General features: G+C 74.1%; 16 protein-coding genes and 1 pseudogene. 7 read left to right on the top strand and 10 right to left on the bottom strand.

Going from position 1 to position 16658, the window contains the following annotated elements:
* Positions 1-133: 133 nt before the first annotated feature.
* The 5 genes and pseudogenes from AB0K65_RS01360 to AB0K65_RS01340 all read right to left on the bottom strand — a co-directional run.
* The gene (locus AB0K65_RS01360; RefSeq protein ID WP_365713078.1) at positions 134-2245 is read right to left on the bottom strand and encodes an FUSC family protein; all 2112 of its coding nucleotides are present in this window, start codon (positions 2243-2245) and stop codon (positions 134-136) included.
* A gap of 197 nt (positions 2246-2442) precedes the next feature.
* Positions 2443-2679, bottom strand: coding sequence for a DUF2630 family protein (locus AB0K65_RS01355; protein WP_365713626.1), 237 nt, complete (start codon positions 2677-2679; stop codon positions 2443-2445).
* A gap of 81 nt (positions 2680-2760) precedes the next feature.
* The gene (locus tag AB0K65_RS01350; RefSeq protein ID WP_365713076.1) at positions 2761-3192 is read right to left on the bottom strand and encodes a hypothetical protein; all 432 of its coding nucleotides are present in this window, start codon (positions 3190-3192) and stop codon (positions 2761-2763) included.
* Positions 3189-3629, bottom strand: coding sequence for a hypothetical protein (locus AB0K65_RS01345; protein WP_365713074.1), 441 nt, complete (start codon positions 3627-3629; stop codon positions 3189-3191). The genes AB0K65_RS01350 and AB0K65_RS01345 overlap by 4 nt, the downstream gene beginning before the upstream one ends.
* A gap of 95 nt (positions 3630-3724) precedes the next feature.
* Positions 3725-3892: pseudogene (locus tag AB0K65_RS01340) on the bottom strand (alpha/beta hydrolase); the annotation flags it as partial.
* Between the two features lie 262 nt (positions 3893-4154).
* Here AB0K65_RS01340 and AB0K65_RS01335 point away from each other — a divergent pair.
* Together AB0K65_RS01335 and AB0K65_RS01330 are read left to right on the top strand one after the other, a co-directional pair.
* Positions 4155-5123, top strand: coding sequence for an ATP-binding cassette domain-containing protein (locus AB0K65_RS01335; protein ID WP_365713072.1), 969 nt, complete (start codon positions 4155-4157; stop codon positions 5121-5123).
* Entirely contained in the window at positions 5120-5986 is an 867-nt protein-coding gene (locus AB0K65_RS01330; protein WP_365713070.1) for an ABC transporter permease, read from the top strand. Before AB0K65_RS01335 ends, AB0K65_RS01330 begins: the two co-directional genes overlap by 4 nt.
* A 7-nt stretch (positions 5987-5993) precedes the next feature.
* On the opposite strand, the gene AB0K65_RS01325 is transcribed toward AB0K65_RS01330, so the two are convergent.
* The gene (locus AB0K65_RS01325; RefSeq protein WP_365713068.1) at positions 5994-6617 is read right to left on the bottom strand and encodes an FMN reductase; all 624 of its coding nucleotides are present in this window, start codon (positions 6615-6617) and stop codon (positions 5994-5996) included.
* Positions 6618-6620: 3 nt separating this feature from the next.
* Positions 6621-7697 (bottom strand): LLM class flavin-dependent oxidoreductase, encoded by a 1077-nt coding sequence (locus AB0K65_RS01320; RefSeq protein WP_365713066.1) that lies wholly within the window; start codon positions 7695-7697, stop codon positions 6621-6623.
* A gap of 177 nt (positions 7698-7874) precedes the next feature.
* On the opposite strand from AB0K65_RS01320, the gene cbiE reads away from it, so the two are divergent.
* The 3 genes from cbiE to AB0K65_RS01305 all read left to right on the top strand — a co-directional run bounded on the left by cbiE (position 7875) and on the right by AB0K65_RS01305 (position 10763).
* Positions 7875-9098, top strand: a complete 1224-nt coding sequence (gene cbiE / locus AB0K65_RS01315; protein ID WP_365713064.1) for a precorrin-6y C5,15-methyltransferase (decarboxylating) subunit CbiE — start codon at positions 7875-7877, stop codon at positions 9096-9098.
* A complete protein-coding gene (gene cobM / locus AB0K65_RS01310) occupies positions 9095-9844 on the top strand; it encodes a precorrin-4 C(11)-methyltransferase (RefSeq protein ID WP_365713062.1) in 750 nt (249 codons plus the stop codon). Before cbiE ends, cobM begins: the two co-directional genes overlap by 4 nt.
* 256 nt (positions 9845-10100) lie before the next feature.
* Positions 10101-10763, top strand: coding sequence for a hypothetical protein (locus tag AB0K65_RS01305; protein WP_365713060.1), 663 nt, complete (start codon positions 10101-10103; stop codon positions 10761-10763).
* 234 nt (positions 10764-10997) lie between these two features.
* Here the strand turns inward: AB0K65_RS01305 and AB0K65_RS01300 are convergent, their stop codons facing one another.
* Complete coding sequence (locus AB0K65_RS01300; protein WP_365713058.1) at positions 10998-12134, bottom strand: cobalt-precorrin-5B (C(1))-methyltransferase; 1137 nt, start codon at positions 12132-12134, stop codon at positions 10998-11000.
* 12 nt (positions 12135-12146) lie between these two features.
* Between AB0K65_RS01300 and AB0K65_RS01295 the strand changes: the two genes are divergently transcribed.
* A complete protein-coding gene (locus tag AB0K65_RS01295) occupies positions 12147-12875 on the top strand; it encodes a cobalt-precorrin-6A reductase (protein WP_365713056.1) in 729 nt (242 codons plus the stop codon).
* Positions 12876-12996: 121 nt separating this feature from the next.
* Entirely contained in the window at positions 12997-14559 is a 1563-nt protein-coding gene (locus tag AB0K65_RS01290; protein WP_365713054.1) for a serine hydrolase, read from the top strand.
* Here AB0K65_RS01290 and AB0K65_RS01285 read toward each other — a convergent pair.
* Together AB0K65_RS01285 and AB0K65_RS01280 are read right to left on the bottom strand one after the other, a co-directional pair.
* Positions 14531-16015 (bottom strand): precorrin-2 C(20)-methyltransferase, encoded by a 1485-nt coding sequence (locus AB0K65_RS01285; RefSeq protein WP_365713052.1) that lies wholly within the window; start codon positions 16013-16015, stop codon positions 14531-14533. The two genes, AB0K65_RS01290 and AB0K65_RS01285, sit on opposite strands and share 29 nt — an antisense overlap.
* Complete coding sequence (locus AB0K65_RS01280; RefSeq protein WP_365713624.1) at positions 16012-16647, bottom strand: precorrin-8X methylmutase; 636 nt, start codon at positions 16645-16647, stop codon at positions 16012-16014. Before AB0K65_RS01280 ends, AB0K65_RS01285 begins: the two co-directional genes overlap by 4 nt.
* Positions 16648-16658: the final 11 nt, after the last annotated feature.

Below are 16658 nucleotides of genomic sequence, written 5' to 3'. Positions count from 1 at the left end.
TTCCGTTTGGCCGGATCGACGGGGGCGTCGTGGCGACGTCCCCCCCGGGGCAGGGGGGCGTCATGGCGATGCCTGCCGGGTCCGGTGGGCGTCGCTCCGGCGTCCTGGGTGACGCGGTCCGGCCGGGCCGGTCTCACGTCGGCGTGCTCGTCCGGGGACCGCCCGGCGCCGCCTCGTCCGGGTCCGTCCGCGGGGAGGCGATCGCGCGGGCCGCCCGCACCTCGTGGCGCAGGGGCGCGAGCACGCCGTCCTCGTCGTCGGTCAACCGCGCCCTGACCTCCACGAGTACGGCGCTGTGGCGCAGGTTGTCCGCCAGTTCGCGCAACTCCCTTTCCACCTCGGCCACCTCGGCCGGTTCGGGGGCCGGTGCTCCGTGGTCGACGCGGACCCGGGCGGCGGTCGTCGCGTCCACGATCCGTTCGACAGCCACGACCAGTGGCCACCAGGCGGAGGCCAGGGCGCCGGCCGGCGGCGGTTCGGTCAGGGCCCGCTGGAACTCCGAACGCACGCTCGACAGATCGCGGAACAGGGCGCGCCGCGCCCGCACCCGGGCCGCGGCCCGCTCCTGCTCCTGCTCCTGCTCCAGCGTCTGCTCCTGCGCCCGCTCCTGCGCCTGTTCCCGCGTCGCCGACCGGTCTTCCGGCGCCCCGCCCCAGCCGCTCGCCGAGGCGGCGGCCGTGGCCGTACCCGTGTCGAACGCGCACCGCACGTAGGTCGCGGTGTCCGCCACCGCGTCCGCGAGCCGGTCTCCGATCCGGGTGTGCCACGACTCCGGCCACAGCAGGTATCCGGCGACGAGCGCGATGCCGCAGCCGATCAGGGAGTCGTAGAGCCGGGGCAGCACCAGGTCGAAGCCCTGCTGGTTGAGGAGGTCGGAGAGCAGCAGGATGACGGGGGTGATCGCCGCGGTCTGGAAGGCGTACCCCTTCGCGGAGAAGGCGGGGATCAGCGCGGCGAGCACCATCATCACCGGCACGTCCCACCATCCCCGGGGCACCTCGGCGAGGACGAGCGCGGCGACGACGAGCCCGAGGGCCGTGCCGAACGCGCGCAGCACGGCACGGGAGAAGACCGAGCCGAAGTCCGGCTTCATCACGAAGGTGACGGTGAGCGCCACCCAGTACGAGCGGGGCACGGCGATCAGCGAGACCAGCGCCTGGGCGAGTCCGATGCAGAGCGCGAGCCGCAGCCCGTACCGCCAGGACGCCCCGGAGAACAGGACGGCCCTTGCGGTGCGGCGGGCGCGGACGCGCAGCGACGCGGGTCGGCCGAGCCGGTCGGCGGCGTCGAGATGGCCGGGGTCGGCTTCGTGCACGACGCTCGCCGCGTGGCGCAGGGCCCGGTCGACGGCCTTCTCGGAGGGCCGGGTGGCCTCGGGCAGGTCGAGGACGCCGGCGCGGGTGCGGCCCTCCTCGACCGCCTCGGCCAGCGTGCGGACGGTCGCCGGGATCTCGTCGGGCAGCGGCCGGTGGAACCGGTGGGCCGCCAGATGGGCGGCGGGCGCCGCCTCGACCAGCGGGATCACCACGTTCAGCTGCGCGAGGAGGCGGACCAGGGACGGGGCGCGGCCGTGCTGGCGGGCACGGCGGCCCAGGATGAGGTCGTAGGACTGGTTGAGCGAGGTCGTGACGGCCTGGCGGCGGACCTCGTACGCGTCGGACCCGGCGGCTTCGAGGAGGTCGGCGACCGCCCGGTAGGTGCCGGCCACGGCCGCGCGCTCGGGGACCTTGCCGCGCAGCGGCCAGCCGAGCAGCGTCAGGACCAGGACGAAGCCCCCGCCGAGCGTGAGCAGGAGGGGGGCCTTCCACCAGGGGTCGGGCATGGGCAGACCCGCGCCGACGACGGCGTTGAGGAGCAGGACCAGGCCCGACACGGAGGCGACGGCGCCGATCGAGGAGATCATCCCCGAGGCCAGCGCGACGAGGGTGAGCGCCGCGACGGCGAGCCAGCCCTGGTCGAAGACGAGGGTGCCGAGGGTGACGCCGAGAGCGCCGAAGAGCTGCGGGACGGCGATGTTGAAGATCCGCATCCGGTACGCGTCTGCGGTGTCGCCGATGACGCCGGAGAGGGCGCCCATGGAGACCAGCGCTCCGGAGACGGTCCGGTCGGCGGCCATGCCCACGGCGAGGGGGGCGGAGAGGGCGATCGAGGCGCGGGCGACGGCGGCCCAGGGCACGGGGGCGGCCTGCGGCCGCAGGCCGGCGGTGAGCCAGGAGGGCGGGGTGAGCCGTGGGGTGCGCGCCATGCGACCAACGTACGGCGCTCGTCGGCCCGTACGCGGGGCGACCGCTCCGCGTCGTGCCGTCTCGGCCGCGGAGGACCGGGCCGTGGGACGCGGACGTCTCCGCCGCGGAGGGCGGCCTTGGAACCGGGGCGTCCGCGGCCGAGGCCGAGGTGGCGGCCTCCTCCGGTCGGCCGGGCGGGCCGGGCGGTCCTTCTCTCTCAGCTGCGGTAGTTCTCCACCTCGGCCGCCGGGCGGACGGCCGCCGTGTCGGGGTCCTCGCCGAACTCCGCCTTGGCGCGGCGCTGGCGCAACAGGTCCCAGCACTGGTCCAGTTGCACTTCGAGTTCGGCGAGCCGGGAGCGCTCCTCGTCGAGCAGTCCGCCCACGCGCTGCCGCAGGGCGCGTTCCTCCTCGACGAGCGTGCCGATGCTCTCCAGGATCTGGTCGTCGTCCATGCGGTCGAAGTGGTTCATGTATTCAAGCGTGGCTGATCGGGGGCCCGCGCGCAGGTCGAGACGCCCGCGCGCCCCGCGCCGTCAGTGGCGCAGGGCCTGCCCGATCTCGGCCTTCGTCGCGCCGGAGAGCGGCCGGTTGCTGCGGGCCGTGCCGTTCTTGGACGCGCCGGGTGCGACACCGTCGATGGACAGGACGACCGAGTCGAGGAGGCCGCCCCCGTCATCGCGGAAGTTGACCAGGACCGTGTAGTCGGCGGTCCGCGCGTCGCCGCCCGCGGGCCGGGAGACGGTGACCTCCGTGGCGACCCGGTCGCCGTCCGCCTTCACCGGCCCGGCCTTGACGTCGCCGGTGGCGTCCACGCCGTCCTTGATCTCGCCCATCTTCGACGCGGCCGCCCCGGTCGCGGACGAGACGACGCCCTCGACCTTCGCCCTGTCCTCCTCCGTGCAGGCGGAGGACAGGGCGAGGAGCGCGGTGGCGGTCGCGAGGACCACGGCCCGTCGGCGGTTCACCGGGCCGCCGCGCCGCCGCGGCCCGGGGCGTCGTCATAGGTGGCGAGCGCCCAGATCACGAAGATCGATACGGCGATCGAGAGCAGCGACCACCAGGGCTGGTACGGGATGAAGAGGAAGTGCGCGACGGCGTTCAGGACGGCGAGGGTGAGACCGGCGACGCGGCCCGCGTCCGAGCCCCGGAGGATCGCGAAGCCCGTGACGGCCACGATGATGCCGAGGATCAGGTGGATCCATCCCCAGGTCGTGAGGTTGAACTCGAAGACGTAGTCGCCGATGTCGGCGTAGATGTCGTCCTGGGCGATCCCTGCGATGCCCTGGAAGACGTCCATGATGCCGATGACCAGCATCAGGACACCGGCGAAGAGGGTGCCGCCGGCGGCCCAGGCCGCCCCGGCACCGGTGCCGGGCTTACGGGGTGCGGTGTTCTGGCTCATGGGCCCATAGTGGAGCCGGCCGGCCGGGTGCGATCGCTCAGCGGGGCCGGACGGGTGAGCGCCGGAACGCCTCCATGGACGCGTCGAACTCCTCGGGGCCGCTCCAGGTCGGGCAGGTGGACGGCCCGTCCGACGATGACGAGCGTGGAGTGGGGCAGCGCCGCGTGCATCGCCTCGGCGTCCGACACGGGGGTGTACGTGTCGTCCCGGCCCACGACCACCAGGGCGGGCACGGCCACGGTGGTGAGCAGCTCGCGGTGGTTGCGCGCGGGGCTCGCCTCGCCGTCGCCGCCGGAGCTGGAAGCCGCTCTGGCCCGGCTGGCGTCGCCGGCCGACGAAGGGCCCTGAGCGCGGGGCCCGCCGCGGGGACCGGCGGGCGGCGACATCGCGGAAGCGGTGGACCCGGGCGCGCCGCCGTCGGAGACTGGGAGGGGCGGCCTGAAGGGCCGCACGGCACGTCCCGGACCCTCGGCTCCCGGGCCAGGGGCCGGCGCTCGTCGTCCCGTACCCCGGAGGGAAGCGCGTATGACCGACCTCGCCATCGAGACCGAGGGCCTGGTCAAGGTCTTCGGCACGAACCGCGCGGTGGACGGTGTCGACCTCCGTGTCCCCGTCGGCACCGTCTACGGCGTCCTCGGCCCCAACGGAGCCGGCAAGACCACCGCCGTCAAGATGCTCGCCACACTGCTGCGCCCCGACGGCGGCCGGGCCCGGGTCTTCGGCAAGGACGTGGTCCGGGACGCCGACACCGTGCGGGGCCGGGTCAGCCTGACGGGGCAGTACGCCTCCGTGGACGAGGACCTGACCGGCACCGAGAACCTTGTGCTCCTGGCCCGGCTCCTCGGCCACGCCCGCCCGGCCGCCCGGGAACGGTCCGCGCAGCTGCTCGCCGCGTTCGGGCTGGCCGAGGCGGCGGACAAGCAGGTCAAGCACTACTCGGGGGGGATGCGGCGCCGTATCGACATCGCCGCGTCCATCCTCAACACCCCCGACCTGCTCTTCCTCGACGAGCCGACCACGGGCCTCGATCCGCGCAGCCGCAACCAGGTCTGGGACATCGTCCGCGCGGTCGTGGCGCAGGGCACGACCGTGCTGCTCACCACGCAGTACCTCGACGAGGCCGATCAGCTGGCCTCCCGCATCGCCGTGATCGACCACGGCAAGGTGATCGCGGAGGGCACGAAGGGCGAGCTGAAGGCGTCGGTGGGCTCCGGTTCGGTCCACGTGCGGCTGCGGGACGCCGAGCAGCGTCCGGCCGCCGAGCGGGTCCTGGCCACCGCCCTGCGCGCCTCCGTCCAGCTCGACCCGGACCCGGTCGCCCTGACCGCCACCGTGAACGGGCACGGCACGGACCTCGGCGCCGCCGAGCAGGCCGCCCGGGCCCTCTCCGAACTCGCCGCGTCCGGGATCACGGTCGACAACTTCGCGCTCGGCCAGCCCAGCCTCGACGAGGTGTTCCTCGCCCTCACCGACCGGAAGGGAACGACGGCATGAGCACCGTCGCCACCAACAAGGACGCGCAGCAGAGCGACGCCCTGGACTTCGAGGCCCCCCGGGCCGAGGAGCTGACCGCGCTCCTGGTCGGGCGGGAGCGGCCGCCCCGGCCCAGCGCGCTGTCGGCGTCGCTGACGTTCGGCTGGCGCGCCATGCTCAAGATCAAGCACGTGCCCGAGCAGCTCTTCGACGTGACCGCGTTCCCGATCATGATGGTGCTGATGTACACGTACCTCTTCGGGGGCGCGCTGGCCGGGTCGGTCTCGGCGTACATCCAGTTCCTGCTGCCCGGCATCCTGGTGATGAGCGTCGTGATGATCACGATGTACACCGGGGTGTCGGTCAACACCGACATCGAGAAGGGCGTCTTCGACCGCTTCCGTACGCTCCCGATCTGGCGGCCGGCCCCGATGGTCGGCTATCTCCTCGGGGACGTGGTGCGCTATCTGATCGCCTCGGCGGTGATGCTCACCGTCGGCCTGCTCATCGGCTACCGGCCGGACGGCGGGGTGCTCGGCGTGGTGGCGGGCGTGGTGCTGCTGATGGTGTTCTCGTTCGCGTTCTCCTGGATCTGGACGATGTTCGGGCTGATGCTGCGCAGCGAGAAGTCGGTCATGGGCGTCTCGATGATGGTGATCTTCCCGCTGACGTTCCTGAGCAACGTCTTCGTGGACCCGAAGACGATGCCGGGCTGGCTGCAGGCCTTCGTCAACAACAGTCCCGTGACGCATCTGGCGACGGCGGTACGGGAGCTGATGGCGGGGCACTGGCCGGCCGCGGACATCGCCTGGTCGCTGGGGTGGTCGGCGCTCTTCGTGGTGGTCTTCGGCACGGTGACGATGCGGCTCTACAACCGCAAGTAGCCGTGCGTCAGTCCAGGCGAAGGTCCGCGAGCTGCTGCTCGAACGGCACGACCTCGTCGTCCTCCGCCTCCCGGGCCGGCCGGGCCGCGACGAAGTCCGCCAGCTCCCGCCCGGCGCGGGCGATCCGGGAGGGCAGGCCGTCGGTGTACTCGTCGCCGCCCGAGCCCCAGTCCTCCGACGCGGCGTAGACCGCGGTGGGGACCACGAGCGCCCGCAGATAGGCGAAGAGCGGTCGCAGGGCATGGTCGAGCACGAGGGAGTGGCGGGCCGTGCCGCCCGTGGCCGCGACGAGGACCGGCTTGCCGGTGAGCGCGTCGGGGGCGATCAGGTCGAAGAAGGACTTGAACAGGCCGCTGTACGAGGCGGTGAAGACGGGGGTCACCGCGATGACGCCGTCGGCGCCGGTCACGGCGTCGATCGCGGCCTGGAGGCCGGCCGAGGGGAAGCCGGTGACGAAGTTCTTCGCGATGTCCACGGCGAGGTCGCGCAGCTCGACGACCCGGACCTCGACGGCGTACTCCTGCTCGGTCAGGCGCTGCTCGGCGGCCTTCGCGAGACGGTCGGCGAGCAGCCGGGTCGAGGAGGGGGCGCTGAGTCCGGCGGACACGGCGACCAGCTGGAGCGTCTGCATGGCTTACGCCTCCTGAGTGCGTACGGCGGGGTGGAGCGGGGCGGTCGCCGGGACACCGGCCGGCCGCAGGTTGGCGAACTCCTTGCGCAGCACCGGGACGACCTCCTCGCCGAGTATGTCGAGCTGTTCCAGGACCGTCTTCAGCGGCAGACCCGCGTGGTCCACCAGGAACAGCTGACGCTGGTAGTCGCCCACGTATTCCCGGAAGGACAGCGTCCGTTCGATGACCTCCTGGGGCGAGCCGACGGTCAGCGGGGTCTCCCGGCTGAACTCCTCCAGGGACGGTCCGTGGCCGTAGACCGGCGCGTTGTCGAAGTAGGGGCGGAACTCGCGGACCGCGTCCTGCGAGTTCTTCCGCATGAAGACCTGCCCGCCGAGGCCGACGATCGCCTGCTCCGCGGTGCCGTGGCCGTAGTGCGCGTACCGCTGCCGGTAGAGGCGGACCATCTTCTCGGTGTGCTGCTTGGGCCAGAAGATGTGGTTGGCGAAGAACCCGTCGCCGTAGTAGGCCGCCTGCTCGGCGATCTCGGGGGAGCGGATCGAGCCGTGCCAGACGAACGGCGGGACGCCGTCCAGCGGGCGGGGCGTCGAGGTGAAGCCCTGGAGCGCGGAGCGGAACTTCCCCTCCCAGTCGACGACGTCCTCCCTCCACAGCCTGTGGAGGAGTGCGTAGTTCTCGATGGCGAGCGGGATGCCCTGGCGGATGTCCTGGCCGAACCAGGGGTAGACCGGGCCGGTGTTGCCGCGGCCCATCATCAGGTCCATCCGGCCGTCGGCGAGGTGCTGGAGGGTCGCGTAGTCCTCGGCGATCTTCACCGGGTCGTTGGTGGTGATCAGCGTCGTGGACGTGGACAGGATCAGCCGCTCCGTGCGGGCCGCGATGTGGCCGAGGAGCGTCGTCGGGGAGGACGGCACGAACGGCGGGTTGTGGTGCTCGCCCGTCGCGAAGACGTCGAGCCCCACCTCCTCCGCCTTCAGGGCGATGGCGACGGTGGCCTTGATCCGCTCGTTCTCGCTCGGCGTGCGGCCGGTGGTGGGGTCGGCCGTGACGTCGCCGACGGTGAAGATCCCGAACTGCATCGTGCTCACCTCTCGCGGACCGGCTCGCTCGGCCGGTGTTGGTTGAAGCTTAAACTATCAGTTCCAACGGCGCATCCCGCCCTCCTATTCCGCTGCGCCGGACGCTCCCGGCGTCCTTCGGCCGGGGAGGACCGGCCGCCCGGAGCGGCCCGCGCCGGCTCACGTAGAGTCGCCGACGTGAACGGTGCGATAGCGGTCGTCGGAATCGGCGCGGACGGCTGGGACGGACTGCCCGAGAGGTCCCGCAGGGCCCTGCGCACCGCCGAGGTCCTCGTCGGCGGCCCCCGCCAGCTCGACCTGCTGCCCCCGGCCGAGTGCCCCGGAGAGCGGATCGCCTGGCCGTCGCCCCTGCGCCCCGCCGTCCCCGGCCTGCTCGCCGCCCACGAGGGCCGCGCGGTCGCCGTCCTCGCCAGCGGGGACCCGATGTTCCACGGCATCGGCCGCACCCTCGCCGAGACGATCGGCGCCGAGCGGCTCCACGTCCTGCCCCATCCCTCCTCCGTCTCCTACGCCTGCGCCCGCCTCGGCTGGCCGCTGGAGGACGTCGAGACGGTCACCCTCGTCGGCAGGCCCCTCGCCTCCCTCGCCGCCGCGCTCCACGACCGGCGCCGTCTGCTCGTCCTCAGCGCCGACGGCGCCACTCCGGCGGAGGTGGCGGGACTGCTGCGGGCGAAGGGCTACGGGGAGACCCGGATGCGGGTCCTGGAACAGCTGGGCTCGCGGGACGAACGGATCGTCGAGGCGACCGCCGCCACCTGGCCCGAGCGGCCCGGCGACCCCCTCAACATCGTCGCGCTCGACTGCGTACGGTCCCCTGACGTGCCCCGGCTCGGCGCGGCCCCCGGCCTGCCGGACGAGGCCTACGAGCACGACGGCCAGCTCACCAAGCGGTACGTCCGGGCGGCCACGCTCGCGGCGCTGGCCCCCGCCCCGGGCGAGCTGCTCTGGGACGTCGGCGGCGGTTCGGGCTCGATCGGCATCGAGTGGATGCGCACGCACCGCACCTGCCGGGCGATCGCGGTGGAGAAGGCGCCCGAGCGGGCCGCCCGGATCGACCGCAACGCCGCCGCACTGGGCGTACCCGCACTCCGGGTCGTCACCGGCCCGGCGCCCGAGGCGCTCGCCGGGCTGCCCGCACCGGACGCGGTGTTCATCGGCGGCGGCCTGACCGCGCCGGGCCTGCTGGACGCCTGCTGGCAGGCGCTGCCCGTCGGCGGCCGGCTGGTCGCGAACACCGTCACGCTGGAGTCCGAGGCGCTGCTCGCGGACCGGTACCGCCGGCTCGGCGGCGAGCTGGTCCGGCTCGCCGTCGCCCAGGCCGTCCCCGTCGGCGGCTTCACCGGCTGGCGGCAGGCGATGCCGGTCACCCAGTGGTCCGTAACGAAAGGTTCAGAGGCATGACCGTCTACTTCATCGGCGCCGGGCCCGGCGCGGCCGACCTGATCACCGTGCGCGGCGCGCGGACGCTCGCCGCGTGCGGAGTCTGCCTCTACGCCGGCTCCCTGGTCCCCCGCGAGCTGCTCGCCGAGTGCCCGCCGGACGCCCGCCTCGTCGACACGGCCGACCTCGACCTGGACCGGATCGTCGCCGAGATCGTCCGGGCCCACGAGGACGGACAGGACGTGGCCCGCCTGCACTCCGGCGACCCCTCGGTCTTCAGCGCGGTCGCCGAGCAGATGCGCCGCCTGGACGCGCTGGGGATCCCGTACGAGGTCGTCCCGGGCGTCCCGGCGTTCGCGGCGGCGGCCGCCGCCCTCAAGCGGGAGCTGACCGTGCCCACCGTCGGCCAGACGGTCATCCTCACCCGCATCGCCCAGCAGGCCACCCCCATGCCCGAGGGCGAGGACCTCGCGACCCTCGGCCGCAGCGGCGCGCTCCTGGTCCTGCACCTGGCGGCGCGCTACGTCGACCGCGTGGTCGGCGAGCTGCTCCCGCACTACGGCGCCGACTGCCCGGCGGCGGTCGTGGCGATGGCCAGCCGCCCCGACGAGGTGATCCTGCGGGGGACGCTGGAGGACATCGCGGCCCAGGTGAAGGAGGCCGGGATCACGAAGACGGCCGTCATCCTCGTGGGCCGGACGCTGGCGGCCACCCAGTTCCGTGACAGCCACCTCTACGACCCGGCGCGGGAGCGGCACGTCTGCTGACGCGGAACGGGGCCGGCGGTCCGTCGCGGACGACGTGACACCGGCCCCGGGAACGCGCGGGGGAGCCTCAGCTGTTGGGGCGCTTGCCGTGGTTCGCGCCCTTCTTCTTCCGGGCGCGTCGCTTGTTGCCTCGCTTCGACATGGGTACGAACCCTTTCGATCGGGACTCTCTGCCCTCGCGAGTCTAGGGTGGCGGGGGCCTCGCCGCACGCGGGCGCCGTGGGCCCTGGTGGACGCCGTGCGCTTGGATGGGCGCGTGACCGTACACGACGTAGCCCGGCGCCTGCCCGAGCCGGCCGCCCTGCGTGACCACTGCCGCGCCCTGGCGATGCTGGACGCGGTGCTCAGCCCTGAGTGGGAGGACCGCTACCACTCCTTCGACGCGCACTGGTCGCCGACGGAGGAGATGGCCTCGATGCGCGACGGGCAGGGCGACGAGTACTCGCTCGTCATGTCCCCCGCCGGGGTGTACCTGCGGGGCTTCGCCCACGAGATCGGCAGCGGCGGGCGGCGCGCGGTCGCGCGGGTGCCGGACGCCTTCCGGGCGTACGTGGAGGAGCCGGCGTTCGCCCACCCGGACGGCGAACCGCTCGTCACGGTCTGCCTGTGGCGGCTGACGGGGGACAGCGCCTGGCAGGTGGGGGCGGCCTCCCTCGGGGCCGCCTCGGCCGGTGGCGCCTCCGGCCGGGACACGGACGACACGGACTTCCTCTTCGGCCTCCTGGTCGACCGCTCGGCGGAGGCGTACGCGCGGTGGGCCGGTGAGTACTTCGAACTCCCCGTCGACCCCGACGCCGTCCGGCACGTGCTCGCCCTGCGCCCGCTCACCGACGATCTGGTCGCCGCCCTGAATCCCCGGGTGACGCTGGCCGGCCTCGCCGAGGACATCACGGAGACCGGCTACCCACGCGCCCGTTGACCCCGACGAGCCCCGGCCCCGTGCGGCCGGGTCACCGTGTCCGGGCCGGATCCCTCGGGCCCCGCGGCCCCGTCCCGTCCTGCGGTCCGCGCGGGCCCCGGCCTCGTGCGGCCCTCAGGCCCGTAGGGCGGGCTGCACCCCGCCCGGCCGTGCGGCCGGGTCACCGTGCGCGGTTCGGGCCCTCTGGTCCGCGCGGGCCCCGGCCCCGTGCGGCCCCTCAGGCCCTCCGGCGGGCTACACCCCGCCCGGGCCCCGCGGACCCCTGACGTCCGAGCGGCCCACGACCGTACCCGCCCGGTCGATGCAGACCACGTCGACCGCGACCGGCGCGCCCCGGAGGACCGCCAGTGCCTCGTCCCGGGCCCGGGACGCCACCAGGTCGCCGAGGGGCACGGCGGCGGCCTCGCAGAGGCGCAGGGCCTCCAGGCCCGTGTTCGCCGAGGCGATCCGGTCCGCGAGGGACTCCGGGGCGCCGCCCGCGCGGGCCAGGTCCGCGAGGAACGGCTTGTCGACCTGCGAACGGGCCGAGTGCAGGTCGAGATGGCCGGCCGCCAGCTTGGAGAGCTTGGCGAAGCCGCCGCACACCGTCAGCCGGTCCACGGGGTGGCGGCGGACGTACTTCAGGACGGCGCCCGCGAAGTCGCCCATGTCGAGCAGGGCGATCTCCGGCAGGTCGTAGAGCGTCGTCACGGTCCGCTCGGAGGTGGAGCCCGTGCAGCCCGCCACATGGGTGAGGCCCGCCGCGCGGGCGACGTCGACGCCGCGGCGGATGGAGTCGATCCAGGCCGAGCAGGAGTACGGCACGACGACGCCGGTCGTCCCGAGGACGGACAGCCCGCCGAGGATGCCGATCCGGGGGTTCCAGGTGGAGCGGGCGATCTCCTCGCCGTGGTCGATCGAGACGGTGATCTCGACGTCGCCGGGGGCGCCGTGCGCGGCGGCGACCTCGGCCACGTGCTCGCGCATCATCCGGCGCGGGACGGGGTTGATCGCCGGTTCCCCGACCTCCAGGGGCAGGCCGGGAAGCGTGACGGTGCCGACGCCGGGTCCGGCGCGGAACACGACGCCGGAGCCGGGCGGGAGGATCCGTACCGTCGAGCGGACCAGCGCGCCGTGGGTCACGTCCGGGTCGTCGCCCGCGTCCTTCACGATCCCCGCCATGGCGTGGTCGCGGCCGCGCTCCTCGGCGGCGAGAGCGAACGCCGGACGCCCGCCCTTCGGGAGCGTGATCGTCACCGGGTCCGGGAAGTCGCCGCCCAGCAGCGCCGTGTAAGCGGCCGTGGTCGCCGCCGTCGCGCAGGCACCGGTCGTCCATCCGGGGCGCAGACCCGTGTGCTTGAGTTGGGCCTCGCGCCCGCCGCCGGAACTCATGAACGGACTCCCATGCACGTACTCATCCTCGGGGGCACGACCGAGGCCCGCGCCCTGGCCGCGGCGCTCCACTCCGAGGTCCGGGTCACCAGCTCCCTCGCCGGACGGGTCGCGCGGCCGCGGCTGCCGGAGGGAGAGGTGCGGATCGGCGGGTTCGGCGGTGCCGAGGGGCTGGCCGACTGGCTGCGCGCGCACGGTGTGGACGCGGTCATCGACGCCACCCATCCCTTCGCGCGGACCATGAGTTTCAACGCGGCCCGGGCGGCCGCCACCGCCCATGTTCCCCTGCTCGCGCTGCGGCGTCCCGGCTGGGTCCCGGTGGCGGGCGACGACTGGCGCTCCGTCGCCTCCCTGGAGGAGGCGGCCGCCGCCCTGGACGGCCTCGGGGAGCGGGTGTTCCTGACGACGGGACGGATGGGGCTGGCCGCGTTCGCCGGCTGCCCGCAGTGGTTCCTCGTACGGTCCGTGGACGCGCCCGACGCCCCGATGCCGGACCGTGCCGAAGTCCTTCTGGACCGGGGGCCCTTCACGCTCGAAGGGGAGCGGGAGGTGCTGCGCCGCCATCGCGTCGACGTCCTCGTCACGAAGGACAGCGGTGGCGCGGCGACCGCCCCGAAGCTCCGTGCCGCGCGGGAGGCGGGCATCCCGGTGGTCGTCGTCCGCCGCCCGCCCGTACCGGACGGCGTCCCGGTCGCCACGACCCCGGAGGAGGCCGCGGACTGGGTCCGCGGACGCCGCTGAGCGGTCCGGGCCGGGGTTCCGCCGCCGTTCGCACGGGCGCGCCGGGACGCGCAGCCGGCCCCGCGCCGGGCGGTTCGTCCCCCGGGCGACAAAGACCGGTCCTCGTCGTTCAATGAGAGGCATGGGAAACGTCCGTGGCCTTCTCGGCGCGGGGCTCGTCGGGCTGCTCGGCGGAGCGGGACTCGTCGCGCCCGGCCCGTCGCCGCCCCCGCCCCAGCCGCCCGCCCAGCTCGACCGGGCGGACGTGGAACGCGCCGTCGACCGGCTCGACGGAGTCGTCGAGGCGGCCATGAAACGCACCGGCGTACCGGGCGTCGCCGTCGCCGTCGTCCACGACGGCGAGGTGCTGCACCTGAAGGGGTACGGCGTGCGGAAGGCCGGCGAGAAGGCGGCCGTCGGCGCCGACACCGTCTTCCAGCTCGCGTCCGTCTCCAAGCCGATCGCCTCGACCATCGTCTCCGGGGCCGTGGGCACCGACGGCTGGACCATGCCCGTCGCCCCGCACGTGCCGGGCTTCCGGCTCAAGGACCCGTGGGTGACCTCGCACGTGACGGTCGCGGACCTCTTCTCCCACCGCAGCGGCCTGCCCGACCACGCGGGAGACCTCCTGGAGGACCTCGGCTACGACCGCGCGTACATCCTGTCCCACCTGCGCCACGAGCCCCTGGCCCCGTTCCGCGCGAGCTACGCCTACACCAACTTCGGCCTGACGGCGGCCGCCCAGGCCGTCGCCGACGAGAAGGGCGTGCCCTGGGAGAAGCTGGCCGCCGACACCCTCTACAAGCCGGCCGGCATGGACTCCACCAGCTCGCGCTTCGAGGACTTCGCGAAGGCCCCCGACCGCGCCTACGGCCACGTGGAGGTGGACGGCGTCTGGAAGCCGGAGTTCGTCAGGGACCCGGACGCCCAGGCTCCCGCCGGCGGCGTCAGCTCCACGGCCCGTGACATGGCCACCTGGATGCGGCTCCAGCTCGCCAACGGCACGCTGGACGGCCGGCGGATCATCGACGCCGAGGCCCTGGAACGCACCCACTGGCCCGAGTCGGTGTCGAACCCGCCCCACGCCCCGGCCGCCCGGACCGGTTTCTACGGCCTCGGCTGGAACGTGAGCTACGACGACCAGGGCCGGCTCAGGCTCTCCCACACGGGAGCCTTCGCCGAGGGCGCGCACACGAACGTCACGATGCTGCCCGGCGAGCGGCTCGGCATCGTCGTCCTGACCAACACCGCACCGGTCGGCGTCGCCGACGCCGTCGCCCTCGACTTCTTCGACATCGCGCAGACCGGCGAGGTCAGCCGCGACTGGATCCCGCTCGTCGACGCGCTGTACCAGCAGGAGGCGGACGCGGGCCGTTCGAAGACCGACTACGCCCACCCGCCGTCCGGTGCCGCGCCCGCGAAGGCGCCGGAGACCTACGCGGGCACGTACGGGAACGACTACTACGGCCGGGCCGAGGTCGTCGCCGGCGCCGACGGCGCCCTGACGCTCCGTCTGGGGCCGGAGCCCCAGACGTACCGGCTCACCCACTACGCCGGCGACACGTTCAGCTTCCCCACCGCCGGCGAGAACGCCGTCGGGCTCACCGGGGTCACCTTCACCCCGGACGGCAGGTCCTTCACCGTCGAGTACCTGAACACGGAGGGCCTGGGGACCTTCACCCGTAGCGGCGGGGCGTCCAGGTGATGGTCCGGCCGTCGCCGCGCTCGACGGCCCGGGTCTGCGAGGAGCCGATCAGCAGCAGCGTGCGCATGTCGACCTCCGACGGCTCCAGCGTCTTCAGGGTCACCACCCGCACCGACTGCTCGGGCCCGCCCACGTCCCGCGCCACGACCACCGGCGTCTCGGGCGAGCGGAGTTCGAGCAGCAGGTCACGGGCGGCCGCCACCTGGTGCGTACGGGACTTCGACCCCGGGTTGTAGAGGGCGAGGACCAGGTCCGCCCCCGCCGCGGCGCGCAGTCGTTCGGCGATGACGTCCCAGGGCTTGAGGCGGTCGGACAGGGAGATCGTGGCGTAGTCGTGGCCCAGCGGGGCGCCCGCCGCCGCGGCCGCCGCGTTGGCCGCGGTGACCCCGGGCAGGACGCGCACGGGCACGTCCGCGTAGCGCGGTTCGGACGCCACCTCCAGGACCGCCGTGGCCATCGCGAAGACGCCCGGATCGCCGCCGGAGACGACCGCGACCCGCCGCCCGCGCCGCGCCAGGTCGAGGGCGAACTCGGCCCGCTCGGACTCGACCTTGTTGTCGGACCCGTGGCGCCGCTGGCCCGGCCGCAGGACCGGCACCCGGTCGACGTAGGTGGTGTAGCCGACCAGGTCGTCGGCGTTGACCAGCGCGCCGCGCGACTCCGGCGTCAGCCAGGGCGCGCCCGCCGGGCCGGTGCCGACGACGACGACCTCGCCCCGTTCGCGTACGGGCGCCTCCTGATCGATGCGGGAGGGCAGCACGGCCACCGAGAAGTAGGGGACCGAGGCCGGGTCGACCTCGGCCAGCGTCGCCGTCCGCTCGCCGGCCATGAACGCCCGCTCGACGTATCGCGCGTCGTCGAGCCGGCCGGCCCGCTCCAGGGCGCGCCGCACGGTCGGGAAGGTCCGCCCCAGCTTCATCACGACCGCCGAGTCGGTGCCCGCGAGCCGGGCCGTCAGCTCGTCCTCCGGCAGCGTGCCGGGGATGATCGTCAGGACCTCCTCCGCCTCGCACAGCGGCTCGCCGAGCCGGGCGGCGGCGGCGCTCACCGAGGTCACGCCGGGGATGACCGTCGTGTCGTAGCGGTGTGCAAGACGCTTGTGCATGTGCTGGTACGAGCCGTAGAAGAGCGGGTCCCCCTCGGCGAGGACGGCGACCGTGCGGCCCGCGTCCAGGTGGGCGGCGAGCCGTGCCGACGCCTCTTCGTAGAAGTCGTCGAGCGCGCCCCGGTAGCCGCCGGGATGGTCGGTGGTCTCCACGGTGAGCGGGTACATCAGCCGCTCCTCGACGTGGTCCTCGCGGATGTGCTCGGCCGCGATGGAGCGGGCGATGGACCGGCCGTGGCGGGCCGAGTGGTACGCGATCACGTCGGCGGCCGCGATGGCCCTCACGGCGGCGACGGTCATCAGGTTCGGGTCGCCGGGGCCGAGCCCGACCCCGTACAGCTTGCCGCTCATGCCTGGATCTCCGCCTCGGTCGCGATCGCGTTGACGGCGGCGGCCGTCATGGCGCTGCCGCCGCGCCGTCCCCGGACGACGAGGTGGTCGACGCCGGAGGCGTGCGCGGCCAGCGCGTCCTTGGACTCGGCGGCGCCGATGAAGCCGACCGGTATGCCGAGGACGGCCGCCGGGCGGCCGGCGCCCTGCTCGATCATCTCCAGGAGGCGGAAGAGGGCGGTGGGCGCGTTGCCGATGGCGACGACCGAGCCTTCGAGGCGGTCGCGCCACAGCTCCAGGGCCGCCGCGCTGCGGGTCGTGCCGAGTTCGGCGGCGAGGGCGGGCACGGAGGGGTCGGAGAGGGTGCAGACCACGTCGTTGTCGGCGGGCAGCCGCTTGCGGGTCACCCCGCTGGCCACCATCTGCGCGTCGCAGAGGATCGGCGCGCCGGCGCGCAGGGCGGCGCGGGCGCGCGAGACGACCTCGGGCGAGTAGGCGAGGTCACGGACGAGGTCGACCATGCCGCAGGCGTGGATCATCCGGACCGCGACCTGGCTGACGTCGGCGGGCAGACCCGCGAGATCCGCCTCGGCGCGGATCGTGGCAAAGGACTGGCGGTAGATCTCCGCGCCGTCCTTCTCGTAGTCGAACATCCTGTTGCTCT

This window comes from Streptomyces sp. NPDC053755 (assembly GCF_040677675.1).
Lineage (GTDB): Bacteria > Actinomycetota > Actinomycetes > Streptomycetales > Streptomycetaceae > Streptomyces.
This window is presented reverse-complemented; position numbering and strand designations above follow the sequence as displayed.

Bases quoted from the DNA above. Each gene is read 5' to 3' on its own strand.
- AB0K65_RS01285 (WP_365713052.1), bottom strand. From the start codon at position 16,015: ATGAGCGGCAAGCTGTACGGGGTCGGGCTCGGCCCCGGCGACCCGAAC.
- AB0K65_RS01355 (WP_365713626.1), bottom strand. From the start codon at position 2,679: ATGGACGACGACCAGATCCTGGAGAGCATCGGCACGCTCGTCGAGGAG.
- AB0K65_RS01320 (WP_365713066.1), bottom strand. From the start codon at position 7,697: ATGCAGTTCGGGATCTTCACCGTCGGCGACGTCACGGCCGACCCCACC.
- AB0K65_RS01280 (WP_365713624.1), bottom strand. From the start codon at position 16,647: ATGTTCGACTACGAGAAGGACGGCGCGGAGATCTACCGCCAGTCCTTT.
- AB0K65_RS01300 (WP_365713058.1), bottom strand. From the start codon at position 12,134: ATGAGTTCCGGCGGCGGGCGCGAGGCCCAACTCAAGCACACGGGTCTG.
- cobM (WP_365713062.1), top strand. From the start codon at position 9,095: ATGACCGTCTACTTCATCGGCGCCGGGCCCGGCGCGGCCGACCTGATC.
- AB0K65_RS01325 (WP_365713068.1), bottom strand. From the start codon at position 6,617: ATGCAGACGCTCCAGCTGGTCGCCGTGTCCGCCGGACTCAGCGCCCCC.
- AB0K65_RS01345 (WP_365713074.1), bottom strand. From the start codon at position 3,629: ATGAGCCAGAACACCGCACCCCGTAAGCCCGGCACCGGTGCCGGGGCG.
- AB0K65_RS01360 (WP_365713078.1), bottom strand. From the start codon at position 2,245: ATGGCGCGCACCCCACGGCTCACCCCGCCCTCCTGGCTCACCGCCGGC.
- AB0K65_RS01330 (WP_365713070.1), top strand. From the start codon at position 5,120: ATGAGCACCGTCGCCACCAACAAGGACGCGCAGCAGAGCGACGCCCTG.
- AB0K65_RS01335 (WP_365713072.1), top strand. From the start codon at position 4,155: ATGACCGACCTCGCCATCGAGACCGAGGGCCTGGTCAAGGTCTTCGGC.
- AB0K65_RS01295 (WP_365713056.1), top strand. From the start codon at position 12,147: ATGCACGTACTCATCCTCGGGGGCACGACCGAGGCCCGCGCCCTGGCC.
- AB0K65_RS01290 (WP_365713054.1), top strand. From the start codon at position 12,997: ATGGGAAACGTCCGTGGCCTTCTCGGCGCGGGGCTCGTCGGGCTGCTC.